This is a genomic window from Pseudomonas sp., assembly GCF_030150285.1.
Classification (GTDB): Bacteria; Pseudomonadota; Gammaproteobacteria; order Pseudomonadales; family Pseudomonadaceae; genus Aquipseudomonas.
In genome coordinates, this window is sequence record NZ_JASLGE010000095.1 from 36,758 (window position 1) to 55,597 (window position 18,840).

Genomic DNA, 18,840 nt, shown 5'->3' on the forward strand with positions numbered 1-18,840 from the left:
ATGAATGTGGCAATTGCTCGCGAGCGGCTCGACCAGCCGCAGCCCAGCGCGACCCACACCGAGCTGCACCCTGAACTGAGCAACGCCCATGTGCGCTTTATTGGCGTGGGTAAAACCTATAACGGCCGCCAGGGCCCGGTAGATGCCCTGAAAGGCATCGAACTGGCGATTCTACGCGGGGAAATCTTCGGCATTATCGGCCGCAGCGGCGCGGGGAAATCGTCGCTGATCCGCACCATCAACCGCCTGGAGCAACCCAGCAGCGGCCGGGTGCTGATTGATCAGGTGGACATTGGTGAGTTCGATGAGAACGCGCTGGTGGCTTTGCGCCGCCAAACCGGCATGATTTTCCAGCACTTCAACCTGATGTCCGCCAAAACCGTGTGGCAGAACGTCGAGCTGCCGCTCAAGGTGGCGGGCGTTCCCAAGCTGCAACGCGAACAGAAAGTGCGCGAGTTGCTGGAACTGGTGGGCCTGCAAGGCAAACACACGGCCTACCCGGCGCAACTGTCGGGCGGGCAGAAACAGCGCGTGGGCATTGCCCGGGCGCTGGTTCACGACCCGGCCATTTTGCTCTGCGACGAGGCTACGTCGGCCCTCGACCCGGAGACCACGCAGTCCATCCTCGGTTTGCTGCGCGAGATCAATCAGCGGCTGGGCCTGACCATCATCCTGATCACGCACGAGATGGCGGTGATCCGTGATATTTGCCACCGCGTGGTGGTGCTCGAACAAGGCCGCGTGGTGGAACAGGGGCCAGTATGGCAAGTGTTCGGCAACCCACAGCACGAGGTCAGCAAAACCCTGCTGGCACCGCTGCAAGACAGCCTGCCCGAAGCGCTGCAACACCGCATCACGGCCCTGCCATCGTCGTCGCAATCCAGCGTGATCCTGCGCCTGCGCTTTACCGGCAACCAAGCCCAGGAACCGGATCTGGGCGCACTGTTTTCGGCGCTCGGCGGTCAGGTGCGACTGTTACACGGCGGCGTCGAACAGATTCAAGGGCATGCGCTGGGCCAGTTGCTACTCAGCGTCACCAGCACGTCGCTGGGGGCCGACGAACTGCGCCAGCGCGCCGAACACTGGGCACAACAGGTCGAGGTGGTGGGCTATGGGGTTTGATCGTTTATGGCAGGGCGTGCTCGACACCTTTTTGATGGTGGGCGTGTCGTCGTTTATTGCCTTGATTGCAGGCATTCCGCTGGCAGTGATTCTGGTCACCAGCGACAAGGGCGGTATTTATGAAGCCCCGGCGCTGAACAAGGCGCTGGGCGCGTTCGTCAACCTGTTCCGCTCGATTCCGTTTCTGATTTTGATGGTGGCGCTGATCCCGTTTACCCGCCTGATCGTGGGCACCACGTATGGCGTGTGGGCGGCCGTTGTACCGCTGACCATCGCCGCAACCCCGTTTTTTGCGCGCATTGCCGAAGTCAGCCTGCGGGAGGTGGATCACGGCCTGATCGAAGCCGCACAAGCCATGGGGTGCAAGCGCCATCACATCATCTGGCACGTGCTGCTGCCGGAAGCCTTGCCGGGCATCGTGGGCGGGTTCACCATCACCATCGTGACGATGATCAACTCATCCGCCATGGCCGGGGCCATTGGTGCGGGGGGCCTGGGGGACATTGCCTACCGCTACGGCTACCAGCGCTTTGACACGCAGGTCATGCTGACCGTGATTGTGCTGCTGGTGATACTGGTCGCCCTGATTCAGCGCGGCGGTGACCGCCTGGCGCGCGTGCTGAACAAGCGCTGAACCGTGACGTCGCCCGCCTCGCGCCTACCGACATACACCGTAGGCACGAGGGTGTGGCCATTGCTTACTTCTGCGTACCGTCGTCATGCTGCAGGTTGGCCTGGGTCAGGTTGCAACCGGCCGGTACGCTGCGGGTCAGCCATACATTGCCGCCAATGGTCGAGCCCTTGCCAATGGTGATGCGCCCCAGAATCGTCGCGCCGGCATAAATCACCACATCGTCTTCAACAATCGGATGGCGCGGGTGACCTTTTTGTAGCTGGCCCGATTCGTCGGCCGGGAAGCGTTTGGCCCCCAGCGTTACCGCCTGGTAGATGCGCACACGCTCACCGATGACGGCAGTTTCTCCGATCACCACACCCGTGCCGTGGTCGATAAAGAAACTGCGGCCAATTTGCGCGCCGGGGTGAATGTCGATACCGGTGGCCGAGTGGGCAATTTCTGCGCTGATGCGAGCCAGCAACGGCAGCCCGGCGCGGTACAGGTGATGCGCCAGCCGGTGGTGGATCACCGCCAGAATTCCCGGGTAGCACAGCAGCACCTCGTCCACGCTACGGGCGGCCGGGTCGCCGTGGTAGGCGGCCAGCACATCCGTGTCGAGGATGCTGCGCAGGCTCGGCAGGGCCAGGGCGAAATCCTGGATCAGGTGCGTGGCTTGGGCATTCACATTGTCGTCGGTCAGGCCACCTTGGCGCGCGGCATAACGCAGCTCCAAGCGGGCCTGGCACAGCAGGGCATTGAGCGCCACGTCGAGGGTGTGGCCCACGTAAAAGTCTTCGCTTTCTTCACGCAGGTCGACCGGCCCCAGACGCATCGGAAACAGCGCGCCGCACAGGGCTTCCAGAATATCGGCCATGGCTGCACGCGACGGCAGTTCACGGCCGCCCAGTTCACCTCTGACGCGCCCGTTTTGCGTGCGCCACTGGTTACGTGCCGTGCGCAGTTGGCTGACGATGGTTTGCAATTGCCAAGGATTGGAACGATCACTCACAAGGAAAACTCCGCACGCTGGCGGCTGATTTGAACAGCCGCGAATGGGAAAATATCTTACGGTATGAACGCGTTTAAAGCGTAGTCAATTCCCGGTTTAACGCTGACGGCGACGGTAGGCCCACACGCCCACAATCAGCAGCACACACGCACCAAGAGCACCCAGCACAAGCGCGCTCAAGCCGTTATAACTCAGCAGCGGTTTCTCGATACGCACATAGCCGGGCTCGGCAAACAACGCGCGCATGGCGGCATTGGCCTGTTCCAGGCTGACGTCTGCCAGGCGTTGGGTCGGGTCAGCGAACAGGCCTTCATCGTAGTCACCCAACGCGCTCCAGTAATAGTCCGCCAGCGCGCTGTTGCCTTGCACGGCCCAGGCCTGACGCGTTATGGCGGCGTTCTTGAGCCGTGCAAAGGTCTGCGGGTCCAGGCCGTTCTTGAGCAACTGTGCCCTGAGCTGCGTCAGTAGCTGCTGCACTTCGCCCACGTCCTCGCGGGCAACGTCGGCGTTCAGGCTCATAAAACTGACGCCGCCAAACACCTCACGCTCCGACCACGGGCCGTAGGACACACCGTGCTTAAGCCGCAGCTCGCTGTACAGCGCCCACTCCAGGTAATCGCGCACCAAGCGCCAGGTTTCATCGCTCATGCCTTCAATCAGCGGCTCCGGCAGCAGCCAGTGCACCCTGGCGGTCTCACCCACCACACCACGCACCAACACGCGCTCAGCTTGGGCCGTGGCGGTGATTTGCGGCAAAGGCCTGTGTTCGTGGGGCTCAATCGGCTCCAGTGCCCCGTAAGCGCGCTCCAGGTAAGCCGGCAACAGGCGATCGAGGTCACCGACGATAATCAGCGTCATGTTATTGGGCACGTACCAGTCTTTGCGCACGGCATCGAGCTGCTCACGTGTCAGGTCTTGGACCTGCGCCCGCTCGGCACATTTAAGCCCCAGTTCCACGGCCAATTGATTGCTGGCGCTGTGGCCTAAATCCTGGCGGTCCAGCCAGCGCTGCAGGTGCGAATAATGGCCGCCGTCTTCGCGCTCAACGATGTGTTTGGCAGCGCTGATGCGCGGCTCGGTGAGTTCGGTACGGTTTAACAGGCTCAACAATAAATCGAGCACCTTACGCTGATTATTGGCCGGTGCTTCGATAACGAAGGTCGTGTCGGCAGCGCTGGTGTAAGCGTTCCACTCACCGCCCAGCACTTGCATGCGGGCTTCCAGCCCCCCTTCGCCAGTGTCGTCGATACCGCTGAACAGCAGGTGTTCCAGCAGGTGCGGCAATTGTTGCTCATCGCAACTGAAGTCATCCAGCCCCACGCCCACCACCAGCCGGATAGCCACATGCCCACGCTCAGTGCCGGGCTTGAGGATCAGTTGCAGGCCATTGGGCAGTGAGTAGCCTTCAACGCGGTAACGATCAAGGGCAACGCTCTGGGCTGCGCTCAGCAGCAGGCAGATGAACAGCAGGCAACGCATAAAAAATCCCTGTATCCCTGAGTGCGTGCAGGTTAGCCGCTATTCACCAACTGACAACTGCGAGCGGTGCAACGTTCAAGGCGAATGCTGGGTATCGGGGTGGTCATCGAGGTCCAGCGCACCGGTGTCAGCGGTTTCCAGGACCACGTAGGCGCTGCTGCAAAACAAGGAGTTAAGCCGTTTCATGTCGGCGATCAGTTCCAGGTGCAGCGAACTGGTTTCGATGCTTTGCACCACTTTGCGCTGCAGGCGGCTGACGTGGGCATGCGCTAGGCGGCGCTCCTGTGCCCGAAAGCGGCGTTTTTCCCGCAACAGTTGCCGTGCACTGTTCGGGTCGGCGGTGAGAAAAACCGTCAGACCCAGGCGCAGGTTATCGATCAACTGGCGCTGCAGGCCCTCCAGTTCTTCGAGGCCGTCTTCGGAGAACTGCCGGCGTTTGGTGGTTTTCTGCTGCTGCACCTTGCGCAGCATGCGCTCGATCAAGTCACTGGCGAGTTTAAGGTTGATCGCCAGCTCTATGATTTCAGCCCAGCGGCGGCTGTCATGCTCACTCAAGTCCTCCCGGGGCATCTGCGCCAAGTACAGTTTGACGGCGCTGTAGAGCACCTCCACTTCGTCGGTGAGGGTGCGCACTTCCTGAGTGAGCGCCGTGTGTTTGCCGCGCAGGACCTCCAGCATTTCCAGCAACATGGTGTCGATCAGGTCGCCAATGCGCAGGGTTTCTCGCACGGCATTAGCCAGCGCCAGGCTTGGGGTTTCGAGCGCGGCCGGGTCCAGATGCCGGGGCTTAACAACGCCGTTGGCGTGTTCACGCTCAGGCAATAACCAGGCACACAAGCGCCCCATGGCAGCGACCGTAGGCAGCATCAGAAAGCAGCGGAGGGTGTTGTAGAGCAAGTGAAAGCCGATCACCAATTCCTGAGCGCTGTAGGTGAGGCTGTCCATCCAGGCCACGAGCGGGTCGAGCACAGGAATGATCAACAGCAGGCCGATCAATTTGTACAGCAAGCTGCCGAGCGCCACCTGACGCCCCGGCGCGTTCTGCATGCTGGTGCTGAGAAAGGCCAGCACGCCGCTGCCGATGTTGGCACCAATCACCAGGCCAATCGCCACATGCAGGCTGATGACCCCAGCGCCAGCCAGCGTCGCGGTCAGCAGTACCGCCGCCAGGCTGGAGTAAGACACCATCGCAAACAGCGCACCGACCAAAGCATCGAGCAACAGGTCGCCGGTCAATGACGCAAAAATGACCTTCACCCCTTGAGCCTGGGTGATGGGCGACGCAGCTTCGACAATCAATTGCAGTGCCAGAATAATCAGGCCAAGGCCAATGCCCACGCGACCCAGTTGCCCGGCACGGGTTTGCTTGCGCGACAAAAAGAAGATCACGCCGAGGAAAATCAGCAGCGGAGACAGCCACGACAGATCGAAGGTCAGCACCCGGGCCATCAAGGCCGTACCGACATCGGCACCCAGCATGGTGGCCAGCGCGGGCGTCAGCGTCATCAGGCCCTGGCCCACAAATGAGGTGACCAACATGGCCGTGGCATTGCTGCTTTGCACCATCGCCGTGACCACGATGCCCGCCACAAAGGCCAGCATGCGTTTGGACACATTTTGCCCAATGACCTGGCGCAGGTGGGAACCGAAGACCCGCAGAATACCGGTTCGCACGATATGCGTGCCCCAGATCAACAAGGCCACGGCGGAGAGCAGATTAAGCAGGGTCAGCATGCAGGCTCCCTGTGACGGCGGCTTCAAAAAATCAAACAGCTGCGCAGCTTTCCTACAGACGTTTCTTAAGCTGTAGTCGGCTAATGAGCAGAACGCCAGCATCGCATAGCGGGCGTCACGTTGAAACATTTCTGAAACATTTGCCGCTCAACCGTAGGCGCGAGTTGCTCGCGCCTACAGGAGGGAAGGATTAACCGATTTTGAGGACTTTCGCGAGGACGATTTTCGGGCCTTTCATCTTTTTGATGATGATGCGCAGGCCTTCGACTTCCAGTTGCTCTTCTTCAGCGGGCACACGCTTGAGCGTGTCGTAGATAAGCCCTGCAACGGTTTCGGCTTCAATGTGGTCAAGGTCAATGCCCAGCAGGCGCTCGATCTTGAACAGAGGCGTGTCGCCGCGCACCAGCAACTTGCCAGGCTGATACGACAGGATGCCCCGCTCGGCCTTGCGGTGTTCGTCCTGAATATCGCCCACCAGCACTTCCAGCACGTCTTCCATTGTCAGATAGCCCACGACTTTACCGTCGGCCTCTTCCACCAGCGCGAAGTGCGCGCCACCCTTGCGAAACTGCTCCAGCAATTGCGCCAGCGGCATATGGCGCGACACACGCTCCAGCGGCCGGGTCAGTTCTTCGAGATTGAAGGTCTCAGGCAAATGGTCAAGGTCGGCCAGCTCAAGCAGCAGGTCTTTGATGTGCAACAGGCCCACAAAGGTATTCGTCTCGGCGTCGTACACCGGGTAGCGGCTGAATTTGTGACGGCGGAACATCGCCAGGATTTCCTTGAGCGGAGCCTTGGAGTCCAGCGTCACGAGGTCTTCACGGGAGTTGGCCCAGTCGACCACTTCCAGCTCACCCATTTCCACGGCCGAAGCCAGCACACGCATCCCTTGATCGCTAGGGTTCTGACCACGGCTGGAGTGCAGGATCAGCTTGAGCTCTTCACGGCTGTAGGCGTGCTCATGGTGAGCGCCCGGCTCACCCTGGCCGGCAATGCGCAGGATGGTGTTGGCGCTGGCGTTGAGCAGGTAAATCGCCGGGTACATGGCCCAGTAGAAGAGGTACAGCGGCACGGCTGTCCACAGCGACAGGGTTTCAGGTTTGCGAATGGCCCAGGATTTGGGAGCCAGCTCACCGACCACGATGTGCAGGTACGAAATGATGAAGAAGGCAGTAAAGAACGACACACCTTTGATCACTTCAGGCGATTGCACACCCAAGGCCCCCAACAGCGGTTCCAGCAGGTGGGCAAACGCCGGCTCACCGACCCAGCCCAGGCCCAGCGACGCCAGGGTAATACCCAATTGGCAGGCGGAGAGGTAAGCGTCGAGCTGGCTGTGAACCGTACGCAGAATCTGACCACGCCAGCCGTTAACGTCGGCGATGGCCTCGACCCGGGTTGAGCGCAGTTTGACCATGGCAAATTCGGCCGCAACGAAAAAACCGTTGAGCAGTACCAGGATCAGTGCAAAAAGAATCATGCCGAAGTCGGCAAACAGTGTCGCGAGGGTCAAGCCAGGGGAAGGGTCCATGATGGAGTTTTACGGGTTCCGTTGTTTCGAATAGTGGGATGGCACCGGGCCAGAATTATGGCCCGGTCGGGCAATGTAGCGACTGGCGCGCCTGTTGCCTAGGCATCTTTTCAGTCAACAGACGCCCGGATACCCGGTTTTATGACCTGCGTCAGGGGAAAATGGCAGGTGAACGTGCTGCCGTGCCCCAGCACGCTACTGATCTCCAGGTGTGCGCGATGGCGCAGCAGGACGTGCTTGACGATGGCCAGCCCCAGCCCTGTGCCGCCGGTGTTGGCATTGCGGCTGGAGTCGACACGATAGAAACGCTCAGTCAGGCGCGGCAAGTGCTTATTGTCGATGCCTACGCCGGAATCTTGCACGGTCAGATGCGCACCCGAGGTATCGACCCACCAGCGAATCCGAATTGAGCCGCCGTCCGGGGTGTATTTAACGGCGTTAAAAATCAGATTGGAGAAGGCGCTGCGCAGCTCGGCTTCGCTGCCTTTGAGCGCAACCTCGGCTTCGAGGTCCAGCGTGATGGTTTGATTACGCTGCCCGGACAACGCTTTCGCATCGCCTTTGATCGAGTTCAACAGCGCACTGACCGGCACCGGCTGATTGTCGGACGGGTAATCCGTGGCTTCGAGCTTGGCCAGCAGCAGCAGATCATTGAGCAGCGTCTGCATGCGCTCGCCCTGTTGCTGCATCTGCGACAGTGGCCGCTTCCAGCGCGGGTTCACGTCTTCAACGTTATCGAGCAAGGTTTCCAGATACCCGCAAATCACCGTCAGCGGGGTCCGCAGTTCGTGGGACACGTTGGCGATAAAATCTTTGCGCATTTGTTCAAGCTGATGAATGCGCGTGACATCACGCACCAACATCAGGTGTTCATTGTTGCCATAGCGTGTGAGGTAGAGCTGGATGCGCAGGTGATCGTTGACAGGCGACGGGATATCCAGCGGCTCGGCGTAGTTGCCGGCCTCGAAGTACTCCTTGAAGCGCGGGTGGCGCACCAGGTTACTCACCGGCTGGCCGCTGTCTTGCGGGGTTTTCAAGCCCAGTAAGGTTTCAGCCGCACGGTTCCACCACTCCAGGTTGCCGTCGCTGTCGAGCATCACCACCGCATCCTTGAGTGCAGCGGTGGACTCTTGCACACGGTCAATCACCGCTTGCAGCCGCCCGCGCACCCGCTGATCGCGGCGCTGCAAGTGGTAAATGCTGTCGAAGACTTCGCCCCACAGGCCATAGCCATCGGGCGGTGCCTGGTCGGGTTGGTGATTGCGCAGCCAGTCGTGCAAACGCAACAACTGCTTGAGGGTCCAGCCCAGATAGAGCGCCAGGCCTGCGGCCAGGCTCCAGCCATAATGACCACTGATCACACCGACCAGCAGGCAGCCAGCTACCAGAAACAACAAATGACGAATCAGAGTGCCATGCCAGTTTTGATTCAAGTTCACATGTCCTGTTGTGAGCTTTAAGGTGTGAGCTTCAAGTGGCACGCTTCAAGCGGCACGCTAAGGCCTTGAAGCGTGTAACGTGCAGCTCGCAGCCGCATTCAACCCTTCGTCGAAAACCGATACCCGGTGCCGCGCACGGTTTGTACCAGATTTTCATACGCCTCACCGAGGGCTTTTCGCAAGCGGCGGATGTGAACGTCCACGGTGCGCTCTTCCACGTATACATTGCCGCCCCAGACCTGATCGAGCAGTTGCCCACGGGTGTAGGCGCGCTCCTGGTGAGTCATGAAGAACTGCAGCAGGCGGTATTCGGTGGGCCCCATTTCGGCCGGTGTGCCATCGATGGTCACGCGGTGGCTGATCGGGTCGAGCAGCAAGCCACCGATTTCGATCGGCGCTTCAGTGTCGGCCGGGCCGGTACGCCGCAGCACGGCCTTGAGGCGGGCCACCAGTTCACGCGGGGAAAACGGTTTGGTGATGTAGTCGTCTGCACCGACTTCCAGGCCCTGGATCTTGTTGTCTTCTTCGCCCTTGGCCGTGAGCATGATGATCGGGATGTCACTGGTCAGTTCTTCACGCTTGAGGCGACGGGCCAGCTCAATGCCTGAGGTGCCGGGCAGCATCCAGTCCAGCAGGATCAGATCGGGTTTGCGGTCAACGATGATGGCGTGAGCTTGTTGTGAGTTCTCAGCTTCGAAGCAGTCGTAGCCTGCCATTTCCAGGGCCACCGCAATCATTTCGCGGATCGGCGCCTCGTCATCAACGATCAGAATGCTCCTGCCAACCATGCCGTAATCCTCGTGTCATTTAACTGTCTTGTGCGCATTAGATAACGGAATTATTGCAGTCGTGTGACAGCCCGGGCGAAGTCCTGCGCTCACCAGATTAGTGAACTACGCTTTTAACTCAAATCGTACAACCACAAAGAGGACGATTCAGATGAGCCACAGTCTACTCTCCTTCAAGGCCGTGCTCTTGGGTGCCGTATTGGCCTTGCCGGGGCTCGCGCTGGCCGAGCCGGCGATGACCCACGACGGCGTGCTGGTCACCCACGACAACAAGACCTTGTACACCTTCGCCAAGGACTCAGCCGGAAAATCAGCGTGCAACGACGCCTGCGCCAAGAACTGGCCACCGCTGGAAGCCGCCAGCACCGATAAAAGCATGGGCAAATGGACCGTCATCACCCGCGATGACGAGCACCTGCAATGGGCCTACGACGGCAAACCGCTGTACACCTTTGTAAAAGACGAGAAGGCCGGGGACAAGACCGGCGACGGCAAAATGGACGGTGCGTGGAAAGTCGCCAAGCCTTAAAAGATCGCGAGCCTGCTTGCGCCTACCGGTGACGTGTAAAACGGCCATGCGCAACCCAAAAAAAACCTCGCCCCCCGTTGAACGGGAGGCGAGGTTTTTTAGGGCGCGGTCTTAAACCGCAGTAGGCGATTTTGGACGGCGTACATCGGGCTGTTTCCAGGACTCGGCCACCGATTCGTCGATGGCTTGCTGGATGGCCTTTTTACGATGTTCTTCAGCACGGCGGCTGAAGAACCACACCATGAAGGTCACCAGCGACACCGCCAGCAGAATCAGGCTGGCCACGGCGTTGATCTCGGGTTTAACCCCAAGGCGCACCGCCGAAAACACTTCCATCGGCAGGGTCGTAGAACCCGGCCCGGACACGAAGCTGGCCAGCACCAGGTCATCCAGCGACAGCGCGAACGACATCATCGCACCCGCCGCCAGCGAGGGCGCAATCATCGGGATGGTGATCAGAAAGAACACCTTCCACGGCTTGGCACCCAGGTCCATGGCCGCTTCCTCGATGGACAGGTCCAGTTCACGCAACCGCGACGACACGACCACGGCCACGTAGGCCGAGCAGAACGTGGTGTGGGCGATCCAGATGGTGACCAGGCCACGCTCTTGCGGCCAGCCAATCATTTGCGCCATGGCCACGAACAGCAGCAACAGCGACAGACCGGTGATCACTTCCGGCATCACCAGCGGTGCCGTGACCAGGCCGCCAAACAGCGTGCGGCCCTTGAAGTGGCTGATGCGGGTCAGCACGAAGGCCGCCAGTGTGCCCAGCGCCACCGCTGCAATCGCCGTGTAAAAGGCGATTTCCAGCGAGCGCATGACCGAGCCCATCAGTTGGGTGTTGTCGAGCAACCCCGTGTACCACTTCAGCGACCAGCCCCCCCACACCGTCACCAGCTTGGAGGCGTTGAACGAGTAGATCACCAGAATCAGCATCGGCAGGTAGATAAACACCAACCCCGCCACCAGCATGAAGCTTGAGAAACGGATGCGGTTCATATCTTGCCCTCCAGCTCTTTAGCCTGGCTGCGGTTGAACAGGATGATGGGCACGATCAGGATCGCCAGCATGACCACGGCGAGCGCGGACGCTACCGGCCAGTCACGGTTGTTGAAGAACTCTTGCCACAACACTTTACCGATCATCAGGGTTTCCGGGCCGCCCAGCAGCTCTGGAATGACAAACTCACCCACCACCGGAATAAACACCAGCATGCAGCCCGCGATAATGCCGTTCTTGGACAGCGGCACGGTGATTTTCCAGAAGCTGTTGAAGGTGCTCGAGCCCAGGTCGGAGGCGGCCTCCAACAAGCTGTGATCGTGTTTCACCAGGTTGGCGTACAGCGGCAGGATCATGAACGGCAGGTACGAATACACGATGCCGATATACACCGCGATATTGGTGTTAAGGATCTGCAACGGTTCGTTGATCAAGCCGATCGACATCAGGAAGCCATTGAGCAAGCCGTTGTTGCTGAGGATGCCCATCCAGGCATACACGCGAATCAGGATGGCCGTCCAGGTCGGCATCATGATCAGCAGCACCAGCACCGTCTGCATCTCTCTGCGCGCATTGGCGATGGCGTAGGCCATCGGGTAGCCGATCAGCAGGCACAACAAGGTGCTGAAAAAGGCCATCTTCAGGGAGCCCAGGTAAGCGGCGATGTACAGCTCATCGTCGCCCAACAGGGCGTAGTTACCCAGATTCAACAGCACTTGGATCTTTTGGTCCACGTAGCTGTAAATTTCGGTGTACGGCGGAATCGCGACATCGGCCTCAGCAAAGCTGATTTTCAGCACGATGAAGAACGGCAACATGAAGAACAAAAACAGCCACAGGAATGGAATCCCGATGACCGCATGGCGGCCACTGGGGGTTATTCGTTGCAGTCGGCGTTTGAGCTTTCGCATGTTCATGAGCGCAGTACCACGCCGCTGTCGTCTTCCCACCATACGTAGACCTGGTCGTCCCAGGTAGGGCGTGCGCCCTGGCGTTCAGCGTTGGCCACAAACGATTGCACCAGCTTGCCGCTTGGCAACTCGACGTAGAACACCGAATGGCCGCCCAGGTAAGCAATGTCATGCACCTTGCCGCGCGACCAGTTGTGCTCATAGGTCGGCTTTTCGGTGGTGATCAGCATTTTTTCCGGGCGAATGGCGTAGGTGATGCGCTTGTCTTCCACCGACGTGCTGACACCGTGGCCGACGTAAATGTCGTTCTCCAGTTCTGCGCTGTTGATGCGGGCGTAGCCTTCGGCGTCGTCGACCACTTCACCGTCGAACAGGTTGACGTTACCGATGAACTCGCACACCAGGCGGCTGACCGGGGTTTCATAGATGTCGATGGGGCTGCCGATCTGGGCAATCCAACCCAGGTGCATGATCGCGATGCGCTGAGCCATGGTCATGGCCTCTTCCTGATCGTGAGTCACCATGACGCAGGTCACGCCGACGCGCTCGATGATTTCCACCAGTTCGAGTTGCATCTGCGAACGCAGTTTTTTATCCAGCGCGCCCATCGGCTCGTCGAGCAGCAGCAGCTTCGGGCGCTTGGCCAGCGAACGGGCCAGCGCCACACGCTGACGCTGGCCGCCAGACAACTGGTGCGGTTTGCGCTTGGCGTACTGGCTCATGTGCACCAGCTTGAGCATTTCGCCCACGCGGGCATCGATCTCGGACGCCGACAGTTTGTCCTGCTTGAGACCAAACGCAATGTTCTGGGCCACGGTCATGTGCGGGAACAGGGCGTAAGACTGGAACATCATGTTGATCGGCCGCTCATAGGGCGGCATGTCAGTGATGTCTACGCCATCGAGGAAAATACGGCCTTCTGTTGGGCGCTCGAAACCGGCGAGCATACGCAGCAAGGTGGATTTGCCCGATCCCGATCCGCCGAGCAAGGCGAAGATTTCGCCTTTGTTGATTTCCAGGGACACATCGTCCACGGCAATCGTCTCGTCGAATTTTTTCGTGACCCGGTCGATTTTGACCAGAACCTGTTTAGGGGTCTGATCGCCCTCGAGGGCTTTCTTATAGGCGCCGGAGGCAACTGCCATTTACGAAACTCCCAACAAATTTAGCAGCCCGCCCGAAAGGAGCGGACCTTGGATAGGTGGTCTTGCGCACTATTTGCCCGTTTTAACCTTGGTCCATGTGCGCGTCATCAAGCGCTGGATGTTCGGGGGCAGTTCGGTCGACACATACGTTTTGTCCAGTACCGCCTGGGTGGGGTAAACGGCTTCGTCGGTACGAATGGATTCGTCCATCACCGTGTCAGCGGCCGGGTTAGGGTTGGCGTAGCCCACATAGTCACTGACCTGAGCAATCACATCGGGCTTGAGCAAGTAGTTGATGAACGTATGGGCTTGCTTGACGCTGCTGGAATCCTTGGGAATGGCCAACATGTCGAACCACAAGGCACCGCCTTCCTTGGGCACGATGTACTCGATGTTCACGCCCTTTTGGGCATCTTCGGCACGGGACTTGGCCTGGAACACATCACCGGAGAACCCGATGGCGACACAGATATTGCCGTTGGCCAGGTCAGAGATGTACTTGGAGGAATGGTAGTAGGTGACGTAAGGACGCACCGACAGCAGGACTTCTTCCGCTTTTTTGTAATCCTTGGGGTTGGTGCTGTTGGCATCCAGGCCCAGGTAGTTCAGGACCGTCGGCAGCATTTCATCGGCTGAGTCCAGGAAAGCAACACCGCACTTGGTCAGCTTTTCCATGTTTTCAGGCTTGAACACCACGTCCCAGGAATCGATTTTGTCGACGCCCAGCACTTCTTTGACTTTATCGACGTTGTAACCGATGCCATTGGTGCCCCACAGGTAGGGCACGGCATACAGGTTGCCCGGATCGTTTTGCTCAAGACGCTTGAGCAGGGCCGGATCCAGGTTGGAATAGTTGGGGAGCTGCGACTTGTCGAGCTTCTGGAAGGCTCCCGCTTTAATCTGCTTGCCCAGGAAGTGGTTAGACGGAACGACCACGTCATAACCGGTGCGCCCGGCCAGCAATTTGCCTTCAAGGGTTTCGTTGGAATCGAAGACGTCATAGATCGGCTTGATGCCGGTGGTTTTCTCGAAATCGGCCAAGGTGTTCGGCGCGATATAGTCCGACCAGTTATAAATGTGCACAGAAGGTGCTGCTTGTACGCTGACGGCAAGCGTCAAACCGGCACCGGCCAGCAGGGTCTTGCAAAACAAAGATTTAGACACGTGATGGTCCTCTAAATAGTTGGGCCTGACTCGCCCGCGTCACACGGCAGCAGAACTGCCAAATACAAAACCGGCGCGCAACTTACCCTCGATAAACCGGCACAGCAAAGTTTTCTGCGATTAATTGCTGTAATGCCCTGATTTAGCTTGATTTCACACGGTAGGAGCGAGTTCACCCGCGATCTTTTGATCTTCATCTTTAAAAGATCGCGAGCAAGCTCGCGCCTACAGATCAAGGTTATTTACCGGACTTGATCTTGGTCCAGCTGCGGGTCAGAACCCGTTGCGTCGCCGCAGGCAGGTCAGCAATCGCGTACAACTTGGCTTTCACCTCATCCGACGGGTAGATGCTCGGATCATCCGAGATGTCTTTATTCACGAGCGGTGTTGCAGCTTTGTTACCGTTCGGGAAACGCACGCTGTTCGTAATTTCAGCCATCACTTCCGGCTGCATCAGGAAGTTCATGAACTGGTAGGCGGCATCGACGTTTTCGGCGTCTTTAGGAATCGCCACCATGTCGTAGAAGCTGCCTGCGCCTTCTTTCGGAATCACGTAGCTCAGTTTGACCTTGTCACCGGCTTCTTTGGCGCGGGAAATGGACTGTTCCAGGTCACCCGAGTAACCCACGGCTACACAGATGTTGCCGTTGGCCAGGTCAGAGATGTACTTGGAGGAATGGAAGTAGCCCACCGACGGACGAATTTTCAGGAACAGCGCCTCGGCCTCGGCCAGTTGCTTCTTGTCCTGCGAGTCGGTCGGGTAGCCCAGGTAGTGCAACGCCACCGGGATCATTTCGGTCGGCGAGTCGAGGAAGCTGATGCCACAGCTTTTCAGCTTGGCCGCGTTCTCGGGCTTGAACAGCACGTCCCAGGAATCAATGGTGTCGACGCCCAGTGCGGCTTTGACTTTTTCAGGGTTGTAGCCGATGCCAATAGTGCCCCACATGTAGGGGAACGCATATTTGTTGTCTTTGTCGCTGGCATCGCCCACGGCCTTGAGCAACGCAGGGTCGAGGTTTTTCCAGTTAGGCAGCTTGGACTTGTCCAGTTCCTGGTAAACACCGGCCTTGATCTGCTTGGCCAGGAAGTTGTTGGATGGCACCACCACGTCATAACCGGACTTGCCCGCCAGTAATTTGGCTTCGAGGGTCTCGTTGCTGTCGAACACGTCGTAAACCACTTTGAGGCCGGACTGCTGCTCGAATTTTTTGACGGTGTCTGGCGCGATGTAATCGGACCAGTTGTAGATGTGCAGCACTTTGTTGTCCGCCGCCTGAGCCGCCCCCGCCATGACGCCCATCAACGAGAGGGCGAGAAGGGTCTTGCCAGCTTTTTTAAAACCTGATGCCTTCATCTGTAATGCTCCAATTGTTCTTTTAAACCACCGATTCAGCGACCTGATCTCAGGATGACTAAAGCCGACGGCTAGTCTGGCAAGATCCGGGGCAGGCTTTCAAGGGAAGAGCCTTGATTCCTATGGCTCCGAGCGCAACTGCCTACGTTAATTCGGCCACTATCTTGCGCTCAGAGCCTAGCAGTTAACCTTGCAGAACTTCCAAGGTCAGGTCCAGGCACTTGCGAGCCTTGGTGACCAGCTCATCGATCTCGCCTTTGCTGATCACCAGCGGCGGCGAAATGATCATGGTGTCACCGACGGCACGCATGATCAGGCCGTTATCGAAACAGAACTGACGGCAGATCATGCCCGCCCCTTTGCCTTCGTAACGTTTGCGAGTGGCTTTGTCCTGCACCAGTTCAATGGCACCCAACAAACCAACCCCACGCACTTCGCCCACCAACGGGTGATCGTTCAGCTCACGTAGACGCTTTTGCAAATACGGTGCCGTTTCGTCATGAGCGTTTTCGATTATTTTTTCGTCGCGCAGGATGCGGATGTTTTCCAGCGCAACCGCTGCCGCCACCGGGTGACCGGAGTAGGTAAAGCCATGGTTGAAATCGCCGCCCTCGTTGAGTACGGCCACCACTTCATCGCGCACAATCAAGCCACCCATCGGGATGTAACCCGAGGTCAGGCCCTTGGCGATGGTCATCATGTCAGGCTTCAAATCGTAGAAATCACTGCCAAACCACTCGCCGGTACGGCCAAACCCACAGATCACTTCGTCGGCGACAAACAGAATGTCGTACTTGGCCAGAATCTCTTTGATGCGCGGCCAGTAGGTCGCAGGTGGAACAATCACACCCCCGGCCCCCTGGATAGGTTCGGCAATAAATGCACCGACAGTGTCCACGCCCAGCTCGAGAATTTTTTCTTCCAGTTGGTTAGCCGCCCAAATACCGAACTCTTCGGGAGACATGTCGCCGCCTTCACCGAACCAGTACGGCTGCGCGATGTGCGTGATGCCCGGGATCGGCAAGTCGCCCTGCTCGTGCATGTAGGTCATGCCGCCCAGGCTGGCACCCGCCACGGTGGAACCGTGGTAGCCATTTTTGCGGCTGATGATGGTTTTTTTGTTGGGTTGGCCTTTGATCGCCCAGTAGTGGCGAACCATGCGCAACATGGTGTCGTTGCCTTCGGAACCGGAGCCGGTGAAGAACACATGGTTCATGCCTTCAGGGGCGATGTCGGCGATGGCTTTGGACAGTTCCAGGACCGGCGGGTGGGCAGTCATGAAGAACAGGTTGTAGTACGGCAGTTCGCGCATTTGCTTGCTGGCGGCTTCGGCCAGCTCGTCACGCCCGTAACCGATGGCGACACACCACAGGCCGGCCATGCCGTCGAGAATCTTGTGCCCTTCGCTGTCCCACAGGTACACGCCTTTGGCGTGGGTGATGATGCGCGGGCCGACTTCTTTTAACTGTTTGAAGTCACTGAACGGTGCCAGGTGGTGATCGTTGCTCAGCTGTTGCCATTCGAGGGTTTGCGGGTTTTTGTTGCTCATACGGCTCTCCTTGTATTCAGTGGGGAGGGTGCGCATTCCAGGCGCACCCTCCGGCGTGTCAGACGGCGAACAGCAGGAATTCCCGCTCCCACGAACTGATAACGCGTTTGAAGTTTTCATGTTCGGCACGTTTGACGGCCACGTAGCCCGTGATGAACTTGTTGCCCAGGTATTTTTCGATGGTCTTGCTGTTTTCCATCCGCTCCAGCGCATCCTCAATGGTCAGCGGCAGGCGCAGGTTACGGCGCTCATAGCCACGGCCCACCACCGGTGCACTCGGGTTCACACCTTCGACCATGCCGATGTAGCCACACAGCAGGCTGGCGGCAATCGCCAGGTACGGGTTGGCGTCAGCGCCCGGCAGGCGGTTTTCCACGCGACGGTTTTGCGGGCCGGCATCCGGCACACGCAGGCCCACCGTGCGGTTCTCTTCGCCCCACTCCACGTTAACCGGTGCCGAAGTGTCCGGCAGGAAGCGGCGGAAGGAGTTCACGTTCGGTGCAAACAGCGGCAGCAGTTCAGGGATGTATTTCTGCAACCCGCCGATGTGATTAAGGAACAGTTGGCTCATGCTCCCGTCTTCATTGGAGAAGACGTTTTTGCCGGTTTCGATATCAATGATGCTCTGGTGCAAGTGCATCGCGCTGCCCGGCTCGCCGGTCATGGGCTTGGCCATGAACGTGGCGGCCACGTCGTGCTTGAGCGCGGCTTCACGCATGGTGCGCTTGAACACCAGAATCTGGTCGGCCAGCGACAAGGCATCGCCGTGACGGAAGTTGATTTCCATCTGCGCCGTGCCGTCCTCATGAATCAAGGTATCCAGGTCCAGCTCTTGCAGCTCGCACCAGTCGTAGACGTCTTCGAACAACGGGTCGAATTCGTTGGCCGCCTCAATAGAGAACGACTGACGGCCGGTTTCCGGGCGGCCCGAGCGGCCGACCGGCGGTTGCAGCGGGTAGTCCGGGTCGTCACTGCGCTTGGTCAGGTAGAACTCCATTTCGGGAGCCACAATCGGCTGCCAGCCATGGTCGGCATAGAGTTTGAGCACCTTTTTAAGCACGTTGCGCGGCGACAGCTCAATCGGGTTGCCCTGCTTGTCATAGGTGTCGTGGATCACCTGCGCGGTGGGCTCGACAGCCCAAGGCACGACAAAGACAGCGTTCTGGTCGGGGCGGCAGACCATGTCGATATCAGCCGGGTCGAGCAGCTCGTAATAGATGTCGTCTTCGACATAGTCGCCCGTCACGGTTTGCAGCAATACGCTCTCGGGCAGGCGCATGCCTTTTTCGGCAATGAACTTGTTGGTCGGCGAGATCTTTCCGCGAGTAATGCCGGTAAGGTCGGCGATCATGCATTCGACTTCTGTGATCTTGTGGTCTTTCAACCAATCGGTGAGCTGGTCGAGGTTGTTACTCATAAATGCCTCTGGGCTGAGTTTCCTGACTTGAATAAGTCAGGCGTTTACTGA

General features: G+C 58.7%; 16 protein-coding genes. 3 read left to right on the plus strand and 13 right to left on the minus strand.

Going from position 1 to position 18,840, the window contains the following annotated elements; all coding sequences use genetic code 11:
- The gene (locus tag Q1W15_RS22535; RefSeq protein ID WP_300732754.1) at window positions 1-1,122 is read left to right on the plus strand and encodes a methionine ABC transporter ATP-binding protein; all 1,122 of its coding nucleotides are present in this window, start codon (window positions 1-3) and stop codon (window positions 1,120-1,122) included.
- On the plus strand, window positions 1,112-1,756 hold the full coding sequence (locus Q1W15_RS22540) for a methionine ABC transporter permease (protein ID WP_300732757.1): 645 nt from the start codon (window positions 1,112-1,114) through the stop codon (window positions 1,754-1,756). Before Q1W15_RS22535 ends, Q1W15_RS22540 begins: the two co-directional genes overlap by 11 nt.
- A gap of 64 nt (window positions 1,757-1,820) precedes the next feature.
- Here Q1W15_RS22540 and epsC read toward each other — a convergent pair whose 3' ends face one another.
- The 6 genes from epsC to phoB all read right to left on the minus strand — a co-directional run bounded on the left by epsC (window position 1,821) and on the right by phoB (window position 9,718).
- Window positions 1,821-2,747, minus strand: a complete 927-nt coding sequence (epsC, locus tag Q1W15_RS22545; RefSeq protein WP_300732762.1) for a serine O-acetyltransferase EpsC — start codon at window positions 2,745-2,747, stop codon at window positions 1,821-1,823.
- Window positions 2,748-2,843: 96 nt separating this feature from the next.
- Window positions 2,844-4,226 (minus strand): pitrilysin family protein, encoded by a 1,383-nt coding sequence (locus Q1W15_RS22550; protein ID WP_300732765.1) that lies wholly within the window; start codon window positions 4,224-4,226, stop codon window positions 2,844-2,846.
- 75 nt (window positions 4,227-4,301) lie between these two features.
- The gene (locus tag Q1W15_RS22555; protein ID WP_300732768.1) at window positions 4,302-5,960 is read right to left on the minus strand and encodes a Na/Pi cotransporter family protein; all 1,659 of its coding nucleotides are present in this window, start codon (window positions 5,958-5,960) and stop codon (window positions 4,302-4,304) included.
- 190 nt (window positions 5,961-6,150) lie between these two features.
- Window positions 6,151-7,491 carry a hemolysin family protein gene (locus Q1W15_RS22560; RefSeq protein ID WP_300732771.1) on the minus strand — a complete coding sequence of 447 codons (1,341 nt, stop codon included), beginning with the start codon at window positions 7,489-7,491 and terminating at the stop codon, window positions 6,151-6,153.
- A gap of 110 nt (window positions 7,492-7,601) precedes the next feature.
- Complete coding sequence (gene phoR, locus Q1W15_RS22565) at window positions 7,602-8,924, minus strand: phosphate regulon sensor histidine kinase PhoR (RefSeq protein WP_300732774.1); 1,323 nt, start codon at window positions 8,922-8,924, stop codon at window positions 7,602-7,604.
- 104 nt (window positions 8,925-9,028) lie between these two features.
- Window positions 9,029-9,718, minus strand: coding sequence for a phosphate regulon transcriptional regulator PhoB (phoB, locus tag Q1W15_RS22570; RefSeq protein WP_300732777.1), 690 nt, complete (start codon window positions 9,716-9,718; stop codon window positions 9,029-9,031).
- 151 nt (window positions 9,719-9,869) lie between these two features.
- Between phoB and Q1W15_RS22575 the strand changes: the two genes are divergently transcribed.
- Window positions 9,870-10,247: a hypothetical protein gene (locus Q1W15_RS22575; protein WP_300732780.1), complete on the plus strand. Its 378-nt coding sequence runs from the start codon at window positions 9,870-9,872 to the stop codon at window positions 10,245-10,247.
- A 111-nt stretch (window positions 10,248-10,358) separates the two neighbouring features.
- Here the strand turns inward: Q1W15_RS22575 and Q1W15_RS22580 are convergent, their stop codons facing one another.
- The 7 genes from Q1W15_RS22580 to Q1W15_RS22610 form a co-directional block, all read right to left on the minus strand.
- The gene (locus Q1W15_RS22580) at window positions 10,359-11,249 is read right to left on the minus strand and encodes an ABC transporter permease subunit (RefSeq protein WP_300732783.1); all 891 of its coding nucleotides are present in this window, start codon (window positions 11,247-11,249) and stop codon (window positions 10,359-10,361) included.
- Window positions 11,246-12,166: an ABC transporter permease subunit gene (locus Q1W15_RS22585; protein WP_300732786.1), complete on the minus strand. Its 921-nt coding sequence runs from the start codon at window positions 12,164-12,166 to the stop codon at window positions 11,246-11,248. Before Q1W15_RS22585 ends, Q1W15_RS22580 begins: the two co-directional genes overlap by 4 nt.
- Entirely contained in the window at window positions 12,163-13,305 is a 1,143-nt protein-coding gene (locus Q1W15_RS22590; RefSeq protein WP_300732789.1) for a polyamine ABC transporter ATP-binding protein, read from the minus strand. The genes Q1W15_RS22585 and Q1W15_RS22590 overlap by 4 nt, the downstream gene beginning before the upstream one ends.
- Window positions 13,306-13,374: 69 nt before the next feature.
- Window positions 13,375-14,469 (minus strand): polyamine ABC transporter substrate-binding protein, encoded by a 1,095-nt coding sequence (locus tag Q1W15_RS22595; protein ID WP_300732791.1) that lies wholly within the window; start codon window positions 14,467-14,469, stop codon window positions 13,375-13,377.
- A gap of 238 nt (window positions 14,470-14,707) precedes the next feature.
- Window positions 14,708-15,823 (minus strand): polyamine ABC transporter substrate-binding protein, encoded by a 1,116-nt coding sequence (locus Q1W15_RS22600; RefSeq protein WP_300732794.1) that lies wholly within the window; start codon window positions 15,821-15,823, stop codon window positions 14,708-14,710.
- A gap of 184 nt (window positions 15,824-16,007) precedes the next feature.
- Entirely contained in the window at window positions 16,008-17,372 is a 1,365-nt protein-coding gene (locus Q1W15_RS22605) for an aspartate aminotransferase family protein (RefSeq protein ID WP_300732797.1), read from the minus strand.
- Window positions 17,373-17,430: 58 nt separating this feature from the next.
- Window positions 17,431-18,789 (minus strand): glutamine synthetase family protein, encoded by a 1,359-nt coding sequence (locus Q1W15_RS22610; RefSeq protein ID WP_300732800.1) that lies wholly within the window; start codon window positions 18,787-18,789, stop codon window positions 17,431-17,433.
- Window positions 18,790-18,840 lie beyond the last annotated feature (51 nt).